This is a genomic window from Nostocoides vanveenii (assembly GCF_039531165.1).
GTDB classification, from domain to species: domain Bacteria; phylum Actinomycetota; class Actinomycetes; order Actinomycetales; family Dermatophilaceae; genus Nostocoides_A; species Nostocoides_A vanveenii.
In genome coordinates this window covers 72525-89722 of record NZ_BAAAPN010000035.1, presented here as the reverse complement: position 1 = coordinate 89722, position 17198 = coordinate 72525, and the positions used below count along the sequence as shown (strand labels likewise).

Annotated in this window: 12 protein-coding genes; 2 read left to right on the top strand and 10 right to left on the bottom strand. The window is 70.0% G+C overall.

What is annotated here, in order from left to right; translation table 11 throughout:
* The first annotated feature begins 48 nt into the window (after positions 1 to 48).
* Positions 49 to 2541 (top strand): ABC transporter permease, encoded by a 2493-nt coding sequence (locus tag ABD209_RS07515; protein WP_344064272.1) that lies wholly within the window; start codon positions 49 to 51, stop codon positions 2539 to 2541.
* Positions 2542 to 2637: 96 nt separating this feature from the next.
* On the opposite strand, the gene ABD209_RS07510 is transcribed toward ABD209_RS07515, so the two are convergent.
* The 7 genes from ABD209_RS07510 to ABD209_RS07480 form a co-directional block, all read right to left on the bottom strand.
* A complete protein-coding gene (locus tag ABD209_RS07510; RefSeq protein ID WP_344064269.1) occupies positions 2638 to 4311 on the bottom strand; it encodes a fatty acid--CoA ligase in 1674 nt (557 codons plus the stop codon).
* A 46-nt stretch (positions 4312 to 4357) separates the two neighbouring features.
* A complete protein-coding gene (locus ABD209_RS07505) occupies positions 4358 to 5383 on the bottom strand; it encodes a hypothetical protein (RefSeq protein ID WP_344064266.1) in 1026 nt (341 codons plus the stop codon).
* A gap of 236 nt (positions 5384 to 5619) precedes the next feature.
* Positions 5620 to 6105 (bottom strand): SigE family RNA polymerase sigma factor, encoded by a 486-nt coding sequence (locus ABD209_RS07500; RefSeq protein WP_324388473.1) that lies wholly within the window; start codon positions 6103 to 6105, stop codon positions 5620 to 5622.
* 50 nt (positions 6106 to 6155) lie between these two features.
* Positions 6156 to 7160, bottom strand: coding sequence for an NADP-dependent oxidoreductase (locus tag ABD209_RS07495; protein ID WP_344064263.1), 1005 nt, complete (start codon positions 7158 to 7160; stop codon positions 6156 to 6158).
* Between the two features lie 134 nt (positions 7161 to 7294).
* Complete coding sequence (locus ABD209_RS07490; protein WP_344064261.1) at positions 7295 to 9625, bottom strand: DUF2339 domain-containing protein; 2331 nt, start codon at positions 9623 to 9625, stop codon at positions 7295 to 7297.
* A gap of 64 nt (positions 9626 to 9689) precedes the next feature.
* Entirely contained in the window at positions 9690 to 10727 is a 1038-nt protein-coding gene (locus tag ABD209_RS07485; RefSeq protein WP_344064258.1) for a zinc-binding dehydrogenase, read from the bottom strand.
* 48 nt (positions 10728 to 10775) lie between these two features.
* A complete protein-coding gene (locus tag ABD209_RS07480) occupies positions 10776 to 12782 on the bottom strand; it encodes a HelD family protein (RefSeq protein WP_344064255.1) in 2007 nt (668 codons plus the stop codon).
* Between the two features lie 310 nt (positions 12783 to 13092).
* On the opposite strand from ABD209_RS07480, the gene ABD209_RS07475 reads away from it, so the two are divergent.
* Entirely contained in the window at positions 13093 to 13227 is a 135-nt protein-coding gene (locus ABD209_RS07475; protein ID WP_344064252.1) for a hypothetical protein, read from the top strand.
* A 244-nt stretch (positions 13228 to 13471) separates the two neighbouring features.
* Here ABD209_RS07475 and ABD209_RS07470 read toward each other — a convergent pair whose 3' ends face one another.
* The 3 genes from ABD209_RS07470 to ABD209_RS07460 form a co-directional block, all read right to left on the bottom strand.
* Complete coding sequence (locus ABD209_RS07470; RefSeq protein WP_344064249.1) at positions 13472 to 14827, bottom strand: S1C family serine protease; 1356 nt, start codon at positions 14825 to 14827, stop codon at positions 13472 to 13474.
* A 66-nt stretch (positions 14828 to 14893) separates the two neighbouring features.
* Positions 14894 to 16405 carry a sensor histidine kinase gene (locus tag ABD209_RS07465; RefSeq protein WP_344064246.1) on the bottom strand — a complete coding sequence of 504 codons (1512 nt, stop codon included), beginning with the start codon at positions 16403 to 16405 and terminating at the stop codon, positions 14894 to 14896.
* Positions 16402 to 17106 carry a response regulator transcription factor gene (locus ABD209_RS07460; protein WP_324385894.1) on the bottom strand — a complete coding sequence of 235 codons (705 nt, stop codon included), beginning with the start codon at positions 17104 to 17106 and terminating at the stop codon, positions 16402 to 16404. The genes ABD209_RS07465 and ABD209_RS07460 overlap by 4 nt, the downstream gene beginning before the upstream one ends.
* Positions 17107 to 17198: the final 92 nt, after the last annotated feature.

Genomic DNA, 17198 nt, shown 5'->3' with positions numbered 1-17198 from the left:
TTGAGCGCCAGTCTCAAATCCCTTCTCGGGCGCAAATTGCGCCTATTGATGAGTGCGATCGCCGTCATCCTCGGTGTCGCCTTCGTCGCCGGGTCCTTCATCTTCACCGACACGCTGGCCAAGTCCTTCGACGGGATCATGTCCTCCTCGGTCGGCGATGTCGTCGTCCGGCCGGCCGGGTCGGGCGACACCTATGGCAGCCGGGCCACCCTTCCCGGGGACCTGGTTGCCAAGCTCGCCACTGCCGAGGGCGCGGCGCGCGCCGATGGCAATGTCACCGACTACACGACCTTCGTCGTCACCAAGCAGGGCAAGCTCATCGGCGGCCAGGGCGCACCCGGGATGGGCGTCAACTACACCGCCGGCCCGGCCGCCAATGACACCTCGATGTTCCGGCTGACCAGCGGTAGCTGGCCGGCGAAGGACGGCGAGATCACCCTCGACGCGCGAACCGCGAAGACCGGTGGGTATGCCGTCGGCGACACCGTCAAGATCGTCACCGCCGGCTCTCAGGCCCAGGTCAGCCCGAAGCTCGTCGGCACCATGGAGATGAGCGGCTCGCTGGTCGGCGCGAGCGTCACGGTGTGGACCACGCACCAGGCGCAGCAGCTCTATCTCGGCGGCAAGAATGTCTTCAACGACATCTGGGTGACCCGCGACAAAGGCACCTCCCAAGATCAGTTGAAGGCTGCTGTCGCACCCCTGCTCCCCGCCGACACCGAGGCCGTGACCGGAGATGCGGCGGCCGCCCAGGCGCAGACCCAGATCCAGGACAGCATGAAGTTCATCACCTACTTCCTGCTGATCTTCGCGGCGATCGCGCTGGTCGTCGGGACCTTCATCATCGTCAACACCTTCTCCATCCTCGTCGCCCAGCGGATGAAGGAGCTCGCGCTCTACCGGGCCATCGGAGCCTCGGCCAAGCAGGTGTCGCGCTCGGTGCTTGTCGAGGCCTTTGTGGTCGGCCTGATCGGGGCGACCGTCGGACTGGCCGTCGGTCTCGTGCTCGCCATCGCCATCAAGGCACTCTTCGCGGCAATCGGGCTGGACCTCTCGGGTGCCTCGCTCGTGGTGGCGCCACGGACGATCCTCGCCTCCTATCTGGTCGGCATCCTGGTGACCCTGCTCGCGGCCTATCTGCCGGCGCGCAAGGCGGGCACGGTGCCGCCGGTCGCGGCCATGCGCGATGACGTCACGCTGGCCGAGTCGAGCATGCACCGGCGTGTCCTGGTCGGCACGACGCTGACGATCGCCGGGGCCGTCGCGCTCGCTTTAGGGCTTTTCGCGGGCGTGCCCAAGCCGATCATCTGGGTCGGCGTCGGGATTCTGGGCGTGCTGCTCGGGGTCGCCGGGACAAGTCCGATGGTGGGCAAGCCGCTGATCCTCGGAATCGGCTCGATCTATCGCCGCCTCTTCGGCGCTGTCGGGGTGATGGCCGAGGAGAACGCGCTGCGCAACCCGCGTCGCACGGCAGCCACCGCGTCGGCATTGATGATCGGCGTGACGCTGGTGTCGATGATGTCGGTCTTCGGGTCCTCGGCCAAGCAGAGCCTCAAGGGCGAGATCGAGAAGAACTTCAAGGCCGACTACCTGATCTCCAACTCCATCGGCAACGACTTCTCACCGAGCATCGCCACCGAGGTCGCCAAGGTGCCCGGAGTTGCGAGCATCTCGACGGTGCGCTGGGGCCAGGCGAAGGTCAAGGACGATGACCGGGCGTGGGTTGCGGCCGTCGACCCGGCCAGTTATGGGACGGTCTCGACGCTGTCCAAGACCGACGACCAGGCGCTGCTCGCCAAGCTGACCGACAACACCGTGATCCTCTCGGCCGACAAGGCCAAGGAATACGGCGTCGCGGTCGGCTCGACCTTGCCGATCTCCTTGCAGGGCAAGACCTTCGATGCGAAGGTGGCGGCAACATTCGACGCGGCCAGCACGTCGCCGTCGGACACGGTCGTCTCGTTGGCGACCTGGGCTGCCCATGGTGGCACTCCCAGCGACAGCCAGGTGTATGTCACGACCGCAGCCGGCGCCGACAAGGCGGCCGTCGGGGCGGCCCTGGACAAGATCACGGCGGGCCTGCCGACGGTCAGCGTCAAGGACATCGCCGGCTATGCGGCCGAGCAGTCCAAGCCGATCGATCAGATGTTGGCGATCATCTATGCGCTGCTGGGCCTGGCCGTCGTCATCGCGTTCCTCGGCATCATCAATACCCTTGCGTTGTCGGTGATCGAGCGGACACGCGAGATCGGGCTGTTGCGGGCGGTCGGGCTGAGCCGCCGGCAGTTGCGTAGCGTGCTGCGCCTGGAGTCGATCGTGATCGCCATCCTCGGCGCGGTCCTCGGGATCGTGCTGGGTGTGATCTTCGGGATCGCCGTCCAGCGGGCCCTCTCGGACCAGGGCTTCACAGCGCTGTCGGTCCCGTGGGGCCAGTTGCTGGCCTTCCTCGTGCTCGCCGGCCTGGTCGGCGTGCTCGCGGCCGTCTGGCCCGGCCGCCGCGCGGCCAAGATGCAGATCCTGGACGCCATCGCCGCCGAGTGAGCGCGGTGGGCCCCGTCCCTAAACTCTGCTAACACACCTAACGTGTGTTAGCAGAGTTTAGGTTGCCGGGGTTTCCGTCTCCGAGGACGTATGCCGTCAGGAGCCGAGCGTCTGCACATCAAGGCCGCCGTCGGCATACCGCTGCCGCAGCACCTTCTTGTCGAACTTGCCGACCGAGGTCTTGGGCACCTCGTCGATGAAGGCCCAGCGCTCGGGGATCTGCCACTTCGCGACCCGGCCGTCGAGGAAGGCGCGCAGGGACTCGGCGCTCGCATCGGACCCTTCGCGGAGCACGACGCTCGCCAGCGGCCGCTCGTCCCATCGCGGGTCGGGGACACCGATGACCGAGGCCTCGAGCACATCGGGGTGCGCCATGATCGCGTTCTCCAGGTCCACTGAGCTGATCCATTCGCCGCCGGACTTGATGACATCTTTCGCGCGGTCGGAGAGGTAGAGGAAGCCATTGGGCGTCAACGAGCCGACATCGCCGGTCCGCAGCCAGCCGTCGTCGAACTTCGCGGCCACCTCGGCCAGCTCGGCCTCGGACTCAGTGCCATTGGAGTAGTACGCGCCGGTGATCCAGGGGCCGCGGACCTCGACCTCGCCGACGCTCTCCCCATCCCAAGGCACTTCATTGCCGTCGAAGTCCATCAGGCGCGCCTCGACGCCCATCAAGATGCGGCCCTGGGCGTAGCGGTACTTCCAGTACTCCTCGCTGCCCTCCTCGGCGTTGGCGGGCGGGAAGGCGAGCGAGGCGACCGGCGAAGTCTCGGTCATCCCCCAACCGTGGACGATCTGGATGCCGTGCCGCTCCTGGAAGGCGTGCATCATCGCCGGTGGGGCGGCCGAGCCACCGACCATGAGCATCGTGCAACTGGAGGTGTCGTGACCGCCGGCGTCCATGGCGCGCAACAACTCATTCCATACAGTCGGCACGCCCGCGCCCGAGGTGATCTTCTCGGCCTCGATGAAGCGGACCAGCGGCTCGGCCTGCAAATAGCGGTCGGGCATCATCAAGCTGACGCCGCGCGCCATCGCCAGATAGGGGAAGCCCCAGGCATTGGCGTGGAAGAGCGGCACCACCGTCAGCGTCCGTTCACCCTGGTCGATGCCGAGCGTCATCGCTGCGCCGATGGCGTGCAGGTAGTTCGAGCGGTGCGAATAGACGACGCCCTTGGGATTGCCCGTCGTGCCCGACGTGTAGCACATCGAGGCTGCCGAGTTCTCATCGAGATCCTCGGGCCAATCGTAGGAATCGGGTTGCCCGGCAAGGAGTTCGGCCCAGTCGTGCACGCCCTCGACGTGGTCGATGGCCTCGAAGGCCGCGCGGGCCGCGTCGTCGACCGGGCCCTTGACGACGACATGGCGAATGTTTTTCACGTGCGGGATGAGCTTGCTCAGCGGGGGTGCGAGTGTGTTGTCGACGATGACCACCTTGGCGGCCGAGTGGTTGGCGACATAGACCATCTGCTCGGGGAAGAGGCGGATATTCCACGCGTGCAGGACCGCCCCCATCGACGGGATCGCCAGATAAGCGATCAGGTGCTCGGCGTTGTTCCACATGAAGGTCGCGACGCGATCGTCCCCCTCGATGCCGAGGCTGCGCAGCGCGTGGGCGAGCCGCGCGGCGTCGGCGCCCACCTCGGCATACGTCATCCGGGTGGTGCCGTCACCGGTCCAGGTGACGACCTCCTGGTCACCGTGGATGGTCGTGCCGTAGCGCAACAGGTGACTGATCAGGAGCGGGGGTGACTGCATTGTCGATTCCATGCCGCGCACTCTAGCTAGCCCGGCTCCGGCGGAGCGGGTATGCGGGCTACTTGTGGAAGTACGGGTGCTCCGGCGTGGACAGCCGTGGGTCCGGGCCGCGGACATACGCCCGTATGCCCTCGCCTGCCCACGGCGCGACGGTCGCGGGCCGCAAGGGCGCGACTGCGGTGGCGAGCCCGGTGCCGCCGCCGGCTTCGGCCGTGTAGCTGACGATGAGCCAGCCGCAGTAGTAGTCGACCCGGTCCCAGCCCGTGGTGTTTGCCCGCTGGACGCCGATCCAGACTTGACGGGCGGCGGCGACAAACGAACATGCGGTGACATCGAAGGTCGCACTCGCGAGGTGGACCGCGTCGACATACTGCTTGGCGGCCGCCGCGTCGCGGTGACCCGACCAGAGCAGCCGGTCCTTCTCGTAGACGCAGACGGCCAGGCCCGTGGGCGTGGCTTCGCCGGGTGCCTCGAGCGAGGGTGGAGACACCGGGCAGCCGTTGCCATCGGACAGGGCCGCGATCTCTCGCCCCTGCGTGTCGGCGAAACGCAGGGCGTGCAGCGTGCCCAGAATGCGTTGCCGGAGAACGTCGTCGGCCGAGAACACGGTGATGTTCTGGTCTGCGAAGGCGCGAGTTTCCGCGACCCGGCCGTCGGGGAGTTTCTCGCTCCCTGCGGCATAGGGGGAGGCGAACCACACGGCGTCGACTCCCGGGTAGGGCACGCCGGGGCAATCCACAAGTGACGGGCCGAAGGGTCGGCCCACGAAAGGCGTGGTCGAATCGCCTTCACCCGAGCCGGGGACGACGAGCGCGAATCGGGCCGTGCAGAGATCGCCGGCGAACGCCGTGCTGCCGGGCGAACCGCCCCAACCCCACGTGGCCGGCACCGCGAGTGAGGCTGCACCATAGGACTCCACGCGCCAGCCGTCCGGGGTAACGGGCAGCGGCGGGATGCCCCGGATCGGGCCGTCCGGAGCGTCCGAGGGCGACGGCGCGGCGAGTGATGACGACGCCTGAGTGGCTGTCCTCCCAGGCCCCCGCGTCTCGGGACCGGACAGCGTCGGGCTCACGGCCAGTGCCACGACCCCCGCTCCCGCGGCGATAGCGGCGCCGATGGGAACCCACCGCAACCTGCGCCGAGACGGCGTTTGTGGCCCAACCCGGACTGGTGCCCCTCCCGGCACTGGGTGGGCTAAGGGCGGCATCGTCATGGACCGATGCGCGCCAATCTGCAGAGCGAGGGCGGCTGGGGCGTTGCCCGCCTGCTCCTTGAGTGTCGATCGGACGAGGGCTTCGAGGTCGTCGTCGGTAGGCGTCGTCATGTGGCGTCCTCCTGGCTCAGGGCGGTGCGCATGCTCGCCAGCGCTCGGTGCAGGGCCGACCGAACGCTCGACTCCCCGATGCCGAGGAGGGCAGCGATCTCGGCGTGGTCGAGATCTTCGTAGAAGCGGAGCACGACGACGGCGCGCTGCCGCGGCGGGAGGGCACGGCATACGTGCCAGATCGCGTCGCGCTCCGCGACGGTGCCCGCCAGATCGGGCGCCTCGGCCCGGCGGACCTCGGCGACGGGCGTGACCCGCTGATCCCAGCGTCGCCACCGGGAAATGTGTGCGTTGGCGATCATCCGCCGCACATAGCGATCGGGGTGATCGGCCTCGCTGATACGTTCCCAATTGACGTATGCCGTGGTCAGCGCCGCCTGCACGGCCTCCTCGGCGGCCTGGGCATTGCCGGTCAGGAGGTAGCCGAAGCGCAACAGGGCAGCTTCGTGGGCGGCCACCCAGGCCTCGAAGTCGGCGTGCACGGCGACCACCATGACCTACTGACGCACGACGGCCGCGGAACGCTGCTTGGTCAGAGGCGGACGAGCATCTTGCCGGTGTTGGCACCGCCGAGCAGGTCGATGAAGGCCTGTGGGGCGCTGTCTAGGCCGTCGCGGAAGGTCTCGTCATAGCGGATCTCGCCGGCGGCCAGCCACGGCCCGACTTCGGCCAGGAACTGCGGCCGCAGGCTCGCGTATTTGGCGACGATGAAACCGCGTAACGTCAGATTCTTGCCGATGACGAGGGCAAGGTTGCGGGGTGCGGCGGAGGGCTCGGTCTCGTTGTACTGGGCGATGGCGCCACACATCGCCACGCGGCCGTTGAGATTCAGGCGGGAGAGCGCCGCTTCGAGATGGTCGCCGCCGACATTGTCGAAGTAGACATCGATGCCGTCGGGGGCTGCGGCCTTCAATTCCGCGGCGACCCCGTCGTGATAGTCGAAGGCCGCATCGAAGCCGAGATCCCGCAGATGGTGGACCTTGGCAGGGCTACCGGCGCTGCCGACGACCCGCGAGGCACCTTTGAGCCGCGCGATCTGGCCGACGAGGGAGCCGACCGCCCCGGCTGCCCCGGAGACAAAGACCGCGTCGCCGGGCTGGAACTCGGCGGCGGCGACCAAGCCGGCATACGCGGTCAGCCCGGGCATTCCGAGCACGCCGAGATAGGCCGACTCGGGAGCGAGGGTGGTGTCGATGACCGTCGCGCCGCGCGCGGGAACGACGGCGTGCTCGCGCCAGCCGAGGCCGTGCAGGACGTGGGAGCCCAACGGGTGCTCGGCACTGGTCGACGCGATGACCTCACCGACCGCGCCCCCGTCGAGCGGGGCGTCGATCTGGAAGGGCGGGATATAGGACTTCACGTCGTTCATCCGGCCGCGCATATAGGGGTCGACCGACATCACGGTGTTGCGGACGAGCACCTCGCCGGGCCCGAGATCGGGCAGGTCGGCCGTCTCGAGGCGGAAGTCGGCGTCGATGGGCCAGCCGTCGGGGCGCTGGGCAAGGACGATCTGGCGGGTACTGGTCGGCAGTGACATGGGACCCATCCTCGCGCACCCGTGGTGCGCCGCCGCCACCTGTGCACCGGACGCCACCGGGTTGACTCTCGCGATGGTGAATGGTGTCCACGGGGCAGAGTTCCGCCCGCGGAGTCCGCGCGGTCCGGGTGCGGTCAGTGGGCGCGGGCACGCTCCAGGGCTTTGGCGTATCCCGTTCCCATCGCGAGCAGGGCCAGGCCCGCGCCGATGAAGGCGGTGATCCGCACGATCCCGTCGAGAGTCGCGAGGTCGAAAAGCACCAGCTTCGCGACCGCCGCAGCGGCCAGCATTAGGCCAGCGCGCAGCGCGATCGCCGCGTCGCGGCCGCGCCTCAGACCGTGCATGAGCAGGTATGCCGCACCCGCCGCCCAGAGCAGCGTCGCCAGCCCGTGGCCGACCACGAAGCCGCCGGCGGGCCGGTCCGTCGCGTCGCCGACCACGACGGCCAGCGAGATGACGGCGGCGCTGGCACCCGCGAGTGCGATTGCCAGGCAGGTGATTTCGGCGAAGCGAGTCCGCTGGCCGGTCACGCCGGCAACGAGCCGGCGCATGGTCGGCAGCGCGAGGAGCGCGGCGGTGGCGACCAGAGCGGCAGCGACGGCGTCCATCCACTGGATGCGCGTCGTCGCGTCCGACCGATTGACCAGCGCCCCGAAGGTCGGCAGCACGCCAAGGAGGGCGAGCGCGAGGGTGGCTGAGGCGGCCAAGCGGGTCCAGAGCCGGTCGAGGGAACGGGAGGCAACGGCATACGCCACGGCGAGCGCAGCGAGACCGAGTGGGGTCGCGTTGTCGCCCAAACCGTCGACGACGGCGCCGATCGCGAAGGCCGTGCCGACCGCTCCAGCCCAGGGGGAGAAGCGCAATGCCGGCTCGAGGCCAGCGCGGTCCCGGACGGTCGAGGCCAGGCCGAGGTAGGCCAGCGCCGCGAGGGCGAGGACGAGCCAGCCGGGGAGGGCGCTCGCGCCGGAGGTGGCGGCGAGGGCCGCGGCGGAGACGGGCAGGAGCGCGTGGAGCAGGGCCGGACGGACAGTGGAACGGGACGGCGTCGCGTCGGCCGCGGCGCCCGGTGCGGACTCGGGCAGCACGGCCGGCGTCGCGGGGTCGCGGTGTTCGAGGTCGCCGGGGTGGGCCAGGTCGCCGGGGTGGGCCAGGTCGCCGGGGTGGGCCAGGTCGCCGGGGTGGGCCAGGCCGGGGTGAGCACCGGCCCGAGCGGAGGCCGGCGACGGGGAGACGCCTCGACCGCTGCCTCGATGCGCCAGATTTGTCCTCTCGATGGGGCTGGATTGGCCTCTCGACGGGGTGGGGGTCGTGGCGCAGGTGGCGAGTTCGACGGCGGCGAGCAGGACGGCGAGGCCGAGATACGCGCTTCGATCGCCGAGCCCGAGGGAGGAAGCACTGGCGTCGGTGCTGGCATACGTGCCCGCAGTGGCGATGATGAAACCGGCGGCCGGGGCGACGCGCACCAGGTGGAGCAGCAGCCAACTCTTGCCGAGTTGCGCGGGGTAGGCGGCGATCGCGAGCACGACCAGGAAGGCCGCGGTCAGGAGGGTCGCACCGTCGCCGAGCACCGGGCCGAGCGCGGCCACGCCGCCGACCGTGATCAGGGCAAGGAACTGACGATCCCACGCGCGGGCCAGCACCACGCCACTGGCAGCGACCACGCCGGCCAGTGTGAGACCGACGGGTGCCGGCAACCAGTCGTAGATCACGGTTGCGGCCATCACATCGAGGTAGGCCGTGGCGTACCCCGCCGCGGCGATCGCCACGGCGCCGGCGGCGCGCGACGGGTCGCGATGGACGCGGACGGCGCCACCGATCAGGCCGGCCGCGAGCAGCCCCACGCCCGCAACGCGAGCGGCGGGGCCGAGGTAGCCGTGCTGAATGGCGAAGGCGAGCAGCAGGACGACACCGATGAGCAGCACACCCGCGCCGGCGGCGCCGAGCAGCCGGACGATGACGCCCTCACGCTGCCACCAGGGGGTGGCGGGTTCGGCGGTTGCCGGGGCAGCGCCGGGCGTCGCGGTGGCGGACTGTCCCACGGTGGCCTGCGCCGGGCGCGGGCTGCGCGTTCCGGCGATCGTCGGAGCCGAGGGTCCGGCCACGGCGGAGGGGGCGAGCCCGCCCGAACGCACACCGGTGCCCGAGGTGCCGACTGCCGGACCAGGCACGAGGATCGCGTCGCTCGCCGCAGCGGCGGAGCGCTCGTCCGTCGAGAACGCGGCGCCGCCGCCCAATCCCGCAGAGGCCGAAACGGTTCCGCGGGTGAAGACCGGGATGTCCGGGACTCCGGTCGCCGCCTCCCCCCGCGGGGCGGCGACCGGAGTCGGGGCGGCAACGGCCCCCTGCTCGATAAGCAGCCGCTGACGGAGCGCGGCGAGACCATTGCCCACGGCATACATGCGGGTCATTGCCTCGGCGAACTCGGCTTCGAGGTGGCGGACGGAATCCACGTGCGTTGCGGCCATGCATCCATGGTGGTCGCAGCCCCAGGCGGGACGCCTGAGTCGGACTACTCAAACGGTTGGCGGATCACCGGCGGGGATCGATCAATCGAACCCCGCGCGGGGCGTCGGGAGCGTCCATCGTCATCAGCGCGGGACCAGCATCGGCCAGGGGCAAGGTAGCCGTGACGAGAGCGGCGGGATCGAGGCCGCTCTCGACGGCATCCAACAGGGCCGGATAGTCGGACGCAGCCATCCCGTGGGAGCCGAGGATGCGCAGTTCGTGCGCGATGACACGGCCCAGGGGGAGCACGCTCAGGGGCTCGGCGAGCAGGCCGACCTGGACATGCCGCCCGCCCCGGGCCAGGCCGAGGACGCCGGCGCTCGCCAGGACCGGTGAGCCCAGAGCATCCATGCTGACGCTGCTCCCGTCCGGCCAGAGCGTGCGCACGTGATCAGCGATCTGTTGTGGCGAATCCGTGGCGTCGATCCGTTCAGCACTGGCGCCCAACGACATCGCGTGCCCTAGCGAGGCTGACGAGATGTCCAGGGCGAGCACCTCGGCGCCGAGATGGACCGCGATCTGGATCGCGGCGAGGCCGACACCGCCGGCGCCGAACACGGCCAGGCGTTCGCCCTCCTGCAGCTGTGCGACCGCGGTCAACGCCCGCCACGCGGTCGCATAGCGGCAGCCGAGCGCGGCCGCCGCATCGTCGCCGATGGCGTCCGGGAGTGCCACCAGATTGACGCGTGCCGCGACCACCGGCACGTATGCCGCGAACGAGCCTTGGTCGGTGAAGCCCGGCTGCCGCTGCGCCCGGCACACCTGGCCGCGGCCGCGCGTGCACTCGGGGCAGGTGCCGCAGGCCATCACGAAGGGCACGGCCACGCGCTTGCCGACCCACTCGGGCGCTCCGGGTGCCTCGATCACCGTGCCGGTGAACTCGTGCCCGGGGATGCAGGGCAGCACCGTGTCGCTGTCGTGGCCGCGCCAACCGTGCCAGTCGCTGCGGCACAAACCGGTCCGGGCCACTTCGACAATCGCGGCCCCTGGGCCCGGCATCGGGTCGGGGGCGTCCACGATGGTGACCGCCCCACCGAAACTCTCGTAACGCAGCGCCCGCATGCCCCCGAACGTACCCCGGCCGGCGCGCCTCAGTTACAGCGTGCCCGTTCAGCCGCCAAGGGCGCTGGGGAGAGGGCCGGAGTGCAGGATGTCGAGCTCGGAGACGGCTCGGGTCAGGACGACATAGAGGCGGCGCAGGCCGGTGCGCTCATCGGGCTCGGCGGCGGCGATGGCCGCGGGTTCGACAACGATGACCCGGTCGAACTCCAGGCCCTTGGCGATAGTCGCCGGCACGATATCGACCTGATGCTCGACATCGCCGTGATCGCTCCCGAGCACACCGTGCTCGATGCCGGCCCCGCTCAGGGCCGTTGAGAGCCGGTCGATATCGGCATCCGGCGCGATCACGCCGACCGACCCAGGGGCCTGGACCGCCGCATGGACAAGGGCGACAAGGCGATCTGAGATCTCAGCCGCAGTCGCCGCGTGCTCGCTTAACCGGCCCGGGTTGTCACGCACCGACTCGGGGGCCGCGAGACCGGGGGCGATCAGCGGGAGGAGGCGCGCGGCATACGTGATCACGCTGGCGGGCACGCGGAAGCCGCGGGCTAGGACCTCCACATGGCTGTCGGGCTTGCCGAGGTGGGTGAGGGCATCGGCCCAGGACGCCGTCGCCCAGGGCGTCGTGCCCTGGGCAATATCGCCGAGCACGGTCAGCGACCCGGTCGAGGCGCGGCGGCCGACAGCGCGCAACTGCATGGGGGAGAGGTCCTGCGCCTCGTCGAGGATCACGTGCCCGAGGCTGGGCGTGCGATCCAGCAGGTCGGTGAGCTCGTCAACGAGCACCAAATCTGCGGTGGTCCACTTGGCGGAGCCGGCGGTACGAGGTGGCTTGTCCCACAACAGCATTCGCTGCTCGTCGACCGAGAGAACCCCGTCTGCCGCAGCTGACAGGGCCCCGGGATCGCTGAGAAGTCGATGCAGGACCTTGGCCGGGTCGAGGGTCGGCCAGTGCGCCGCGACATAGGACTTGACCGCAGGGTTGCGGGCGACGGAGTCGTGGACGCGGTCGTCGGGGCTCTCGCCGGCCCGCTCCATCGCGAGCAGGACGTGATGCGCCAGCCGTTGCGGGAACATCGCCCGAGCCGCGTGGAATCTCGCTCCGCGAGAGCGCAATTCGTCCATGACATCGGCGACGTCGTAGGCCGGCACCCGCCATCTGCGGGCGCCGCGTGGGACGACCAGGGCCTGACTCGGTGTCGCCACGGCCGCCCAGACGGCGCGCCGGAGCACCTCCGCGAGCCGGGCGTCGCCTTTGAGCGCGGCTACCCGCGGCGCCTCGGTCGCGCGCGCGGGCCGGCTCGCGACGAGGTCCGCGATGGTCGTATGCCCGACCCGCACCTCGCCGAGCGCGGGGAGGACCGCCCCGATGTGATCGAGGAAGGCGCGGTTAGGGCCGATGACCAAAACTCCTTGGCGCGCAAGGCGATCGCGGTGGGCGTAGAGCAGCCACGCCGCCCGATGCAGGCCCACCGCGGTCTTGCCGGTCCCCGGGGCACCCTGCACGCAGACGGTCGTGTCGGCGTCGGCGCGCACGATCTCGTCCTGCTCGGGCTGGATAGTGCTGACGATGTCGCGCATCGGGCCGACGCGGGGCCGCTCGATCTCGGCCGCGAGGATCGCGCTGCGCGACTCGGGCTCGGCGGCATCGGTGAGGTGTTCATCCTCGTATGCCGTGATCTCGCCCCCCGCGATGCCGAAGCGTCGGCGCAGGGTGATGCCCATCGGTTCCGCGCGAGTAGCCCGGTAGAAGGCAGTCGAGACGGCGGCGCGCCAGTCGATGACCATGGGGTCGCCGGCCTCGTCGCTGACGTGGCGTCGGCCGATGTACCACCGGTCGGCGTCGGCGGTGTCGAGTCGCCCGAAGAAGAGCGCCGTCCCGGGGTCGTCGGCGAGTGCGGCAGCGCGGTAATAGAGGGTGCGGGCCAAGTAGGCGGCGGCGATCGGGTCGGCCGCGTTGACCTCGATCGCTTCGGTGCGTTCGCGCATGCGGGCCAGCGCGGTTCGTGCTGCCGCGAGGTGCGCCTGTTCATGGAGAAGGTCGATTTCAGGCACGAGGATCTAGCCTGCCGTCTGCAGCCGCCCGGGGCAAGTGGTTTGCGCGTCGGACAGGTCGCCGGGAGTTCCGGCCGGGCTCGGACCGTGATCTCGCCAGGGCGGGGGCCGGGTCGGTGGCGTCGGATCTGGTCCCAACCCTGGACCCCGGTGGTCCCGCCGGGCGTCCGCGATAAAAGGCCGGGGTGAGCGACCGGCCGCAAAGGTCACCGAGCCTCTTCGCCCGAGTCGGCGTCGCCGGCGTGCCAGGGTGGACGAAACGGCGGGGGTTCCGGCCGGGGACAGCCCCGGCTGATGTGAGGAGGCAGCAATGTCCGAGAGTCCGAACCAATTCGGCGCCCCGAATGTGGGGGACGCGGTGACCCAGGCGAAGGACTACGCACGCGCCAACCCGGATCAGGCGCATTCGATCGACAAGCTCGAGGACTTCATTGACGAGCGGTGACGCGACCCGACGACCGGGACCGGGCCGACTGGGACGGTGCCAGGCGGCATACCGGCGTCCTGACCGACCTGGCCACCCATGCGCACGACAAACCCCTTGTCCGCAACGGAAGCCCTTCCCCGTGCGAACAAGGGGATTGCGGCATCGGGCGGGAAAGCCGCCCAGCGCCAACCATGAAGGGGCGGGGGCACCTCGACCGCCTTCGAGGTGCCCCCGCCGTGGGAGGGAAAAAACGCTTCGGGGGTCAGCCGGCCGTCGCGGGGCGAACGGCCAGGGTGACCGACACGTCCTGGCGAGCGCCGCCGCGGATGACCGTCAGCTTGACCGTGCTGCCGACTTGCTCGGCGCGAATCTTGGCGATCAGCGAGTCGCGCGACTCCACCGGGGTGCCGTCGACCGCGATGACCACATCGCCGGCCCGGAGTCCGGCCGCCTGCGCCGGAGTGTTGGGCGAGACCTCGCCGACCTGGGCGCCGGCCCGCGTCGAGGAGCCGTCGGTCGCCTCGCCATCGCGCAGCGTGACGCCGAGGTAGGCGTGCTGGGCCTTGCCGCTCGCGATCAGCTGCGTGGCGATCGCCTGCGCCTCCACCACCGGGATGGCGAAGCCGATACCGATATTGCCCGAGTTCGAGCCGGTGCTGGCGATGGATGAATTGATGCCGATGAGCTTGCCGTTGGCGTCGACGAGCGCCCCACCGGAGTTGCCGGGGTTGATTGCGGCCGAAGTCTGAATGGCGTTGGTATAGACCGGCTCGGTCTGCTGCTGCCCGTACTGCGCCTGCGAGTCACCCGTCGTCACCGGCCGGTTGAGGGCGCTGACGATGCCCGTCGTGACGGTGGAGGCCAGGCCCAGCGGGTTGCCGACAGCCATCACTGGGTCGCCGACCTTAAGGGCGTCGGAGTCGCCCATGGCGATCGCTTTCATGTCGCTCGGCGGGTTCTTGACGGTGATGACTGCCAGATCCGTCGACGGGTCGGTGCCAGCGACTGTCGCGGGGTACTTGCGGCCATCGGCCAGCGTGACCTCGATGGTGCCTTCGACCGCGCCGTCGACGACGTGGTTGTTGGTCAGGATGTGGCCCGAGGAGTCGATGACGACGCCCGAACCCTGCGCCGAACCGCCCTGCACCTGCAGGCTGATCGCGACCACGCTCGGGGTCACGGTGGCTGCGGTTGCGGTCCAGTCAGGCGCATTGGGGTTGACCTGGCGGATCTGCTGGGCGCCCGCGGACGAGCCGGCGGGGCTGGCGGCGGACGACGCTGTGGAAGGGGAGGTCGCATTGCCGTCCGCCGCGCGCACTGTGGCATACGTCCCGCCGCTCGCCAAGGCGGCGGACAGGAGCGATGCCGTCAACACGGCCGGCCAGACGCGGCGGGCCCCCGACGATTGGGAGGAGGGAGGGGTCGTCGGGGGCGCCGCCGGGCCGGAACCGGCCCAGGACGGGGGAGTGGGCGCCGTCGCGCCCGGGTAGCGCTGGCCGGACCGGTCGCCGAACCACAGCGGAGCCGTGGGTTCGGAGATGGGGTGGTCGGTCTCGGCTGGCGCAGGCGACGTGGTCGGAGGGGTGGTCGATCCCGTCGGCGTGCCCGGTTGCGTCATCGTGGCGCTCCTGTCGTCCTTGGTGGTGATGACCAGTTAAGTAGGTCAACTTCGGACGATGCTGGGCTACGCCTGGGAGTTGCCTGAGTATGTGGGCGCGGGCAGTTCCACGATGAAGGTCGCCCCGCCGCCGGGGGTCGTCGCGATTCCGACGCGCCCGCCGTGGCGGGCCACGATCGCCGCGACGATGGCCAGTCCGAGGCCCGTGCCACCGCTCGCGCGGGTGCGGGCGGAGTCGACGCGATAGAAGCGCTCGAAGATCCGTGACCTCGCGGCCTCGTCGATCCCGTGACCGTGATCGCGGACCTCGATGACAACACCGGACGCGCTGCGTCCCACCGCCACGTCAATGGGCGTCCCCGCGGGCGTATGCCTGATCGCATTGGTCAGCAGGTTGCCGAGCACTTGGTGCATCCCGGCTTCCTCACCCTGCAACTCCAGCGGTGTCAGCGCACCGCTGAGTCCGGTGAGCGTGATGTGCCGGGCCGGGTCGCGTACGCGGGCCGCCTGGACCGCCTCGGCCGCGACCACAGTCACATCGAAGGGCGTCTTCTCCAATGGCCGCTCCTCATCGAGGCGAGCAAGCAGCAGCAGGTCGTCGACCAAGTGAGCCATCCGGGAGGCCTCGCCCTCGATCCGTCCGATTGTCGAGGGGAGCGCCTGCTCGGGCACAGCACCCTGGCGATACAACTCGGCATACCCCCGCACGGTCGCCAAGGGTGTGCGCAACTCGTGGGAGGCGTCCGCGACGAACTGGCGCATCCGTTCTTCCGATGCCTCGCGCACGGCGAAGGACTCCTCGACATGGGTCAGCATCGCGTTGAGAGAGGTGGACAAGGACGCCACCTCTTCTGGAGCATCGGTCGTCGGTATCCGGCGGCTCAGATCGCCGGCGGAGATCGCCCTCGCGGTGTTCTCGATCTCGGTCAGCGGCCGGAAGGCCCGGCGCACCGCCAGCCAGCCGACGAGCGCGAAGGCCGCCAGCGTCGCCAGCGAGATCAAGGCAGCGAGCAAGGCGAAGCGCTTCAGCGTGGTCGAGACGTCCTTGAGCGGTTGCGCGACGACGACTACCGCGGTGCCGTCGTCCAGCGCGCGGGCGACGCCGCGCCACAACAGGTCTGACCCTGCCGTGCCCAAAGTGAAGGCCTCGCCGTTGTCGACTCTGGGGTCGGCCAGGGTCATGGCGGACAGCGCGGGCACGGCGTCGACATCGGTGGCGGGGATCTTGATCGCCCCGGTGCCGGACTGCGGAAAGATCACCACGGCATACACGCTGGGCAGCCGGATCGTCTCGCGATTGGCGAGTAGCTGGTTCAGGGCCTGGTTGGCCACCGAGGTCGAGCTGCGGCGCAGGTTGTCATCGACGCGGGCGATCAGCTCGCGCCGCATGAGATAGCCCATCACCGAGCTCGACAAGGCGAGCGCCACCACCAGCAGGCAGAGGGTGACCGCGATGAGCCGGGCGCGCAGCGAGGTGCGGTGCAGGAGCGTGGGCACCCTTCGCAGCCACGCCTGGGCGCGGTCGGGGACGGAGGGGGCGCCCGGCGCGGGCTCGGTGCTCGCGAGGTCCTGGCTCACGCCGGCGGCTTGCGCAGGACGTAACCGACCCCACGCTTGGTGTGGATCAGGGGCGGCAGGCCGTCGGTGTCGATCTTCTTGCGCAAGTAGGAGATATAGGACTCCACGATGCCGGACTCGCCCCGGAAGTCGTAGTCCCAGACGTGGTCGAGGATCTGCGCCTTCGACAGCACCCGGTTGGGATTGAGCATCAGATAGCGCAGCAGCTTGTACTCGGTCGGCGAGGTGTCGATGGGCCGGCCCGCACGCCGCACGTCGTGGGTGTCCTCGTCGATCTCGAGATCCTCGAAGCGCAACACGGCGCCCTCGTCGACCTCGCCGCGGGTGCGCCGCAGCACCGCGCGGATGCGGGCGACGACCTCCTCGAGGCTGAAGGGCTTGGTGACATAGTCGTCGCCGCCGACGGTCAGGCCCTTGATCTTGTCATCGACGCTGTCGCGGGCGGTGACGAAGACGATCGGTGCCCGCCGGCCGCTCTCGCGCAGCTTGCGGGTGACCTCGAAGCCGTCCATGTCAGGGAGCATCACGTCGAGAACGACGAGGTCGGGATCGTGCTCCGCGGCCGCGCGGACGCCAGCCCGGCCGTCGCCCGCGGTGACCACCTCGAACCCGGCGAACTGCAGCGAGGTCGCCAGCAACTCGCGGATGTTGGGCTCGTCCTCGACGACGAGCAGCCGTGCCTCGGGTTCCCCTGTGCTCATGCTTTCGAGATTGACAACTCAACCTGGGAGTTGGCTGTATGCCGGCTCAAGAGCCGTCCTACCCGGCAGCCCCGTGGCGCGATCGCGGCGCG

Excerpts from the sequence above, each read along its gene's own strand:
- ABD209_RS07515 (WP_344064272.1), top strand. The coding sequence starts at position 49 with ATGAGTGCGATCGCCGTCATCCTCGGTGTCGCCTTCGTCGCCGGGTCC.
- ABD209_RS07490 (WP_344064261.1), bottom strand. The coding sequence starts at position 9,625 with ATGGCCGCAACGCACGTGGATTCCGTCCGCCACCTCGAAGCCGAGTTC.
- ABD209_RS07475 (WP_344064252.1), top strand. The coding sequence starts at position 13,093 with ATGTCCGAGAGTCCGAACCAATTCGGCGCCCCGAATGTGGGGGACGCG.
- ABD209_RS07460 (WP_324385894.1), bottom strand. The coding sequence starts at position 17,106 with ATGAGCACAGGGGAACCCGAGGCACGGCTGCTCGTCGTCGAGGACGAG.
- ABD209_RS07495 (WP_344064263.1), bottom strand. The coding sequence starts at position 7,160 with ATGTCACTGCCGACCAGTACCCGCCAGATCGTCCTTGCCCAGCGCCCC.
- ABD209_RS07485 (WP_344064258.1), bottom strand. The coding sequence starts at position 10,727 with ATGCGGGCGCTGCGTTACGAGAGTTTCGGTGGGGCGGTCACCATCGTG.
- ABD209_RS07510 (WP_344064269.1), bottom strand. The coding sequence starts at position 4,311 with ATGGAATCGACAATGCAGTCACCCCCGCTCCTGATCAGTCACCTGTTG.
- ABD209_RS07470 (WP_344064249.1), bottom strand. The coding sequence starts at position 14,827 with ATGACGCAACCGGGCACGCCGACGGGATCGACCACCCCTCCGACCACG.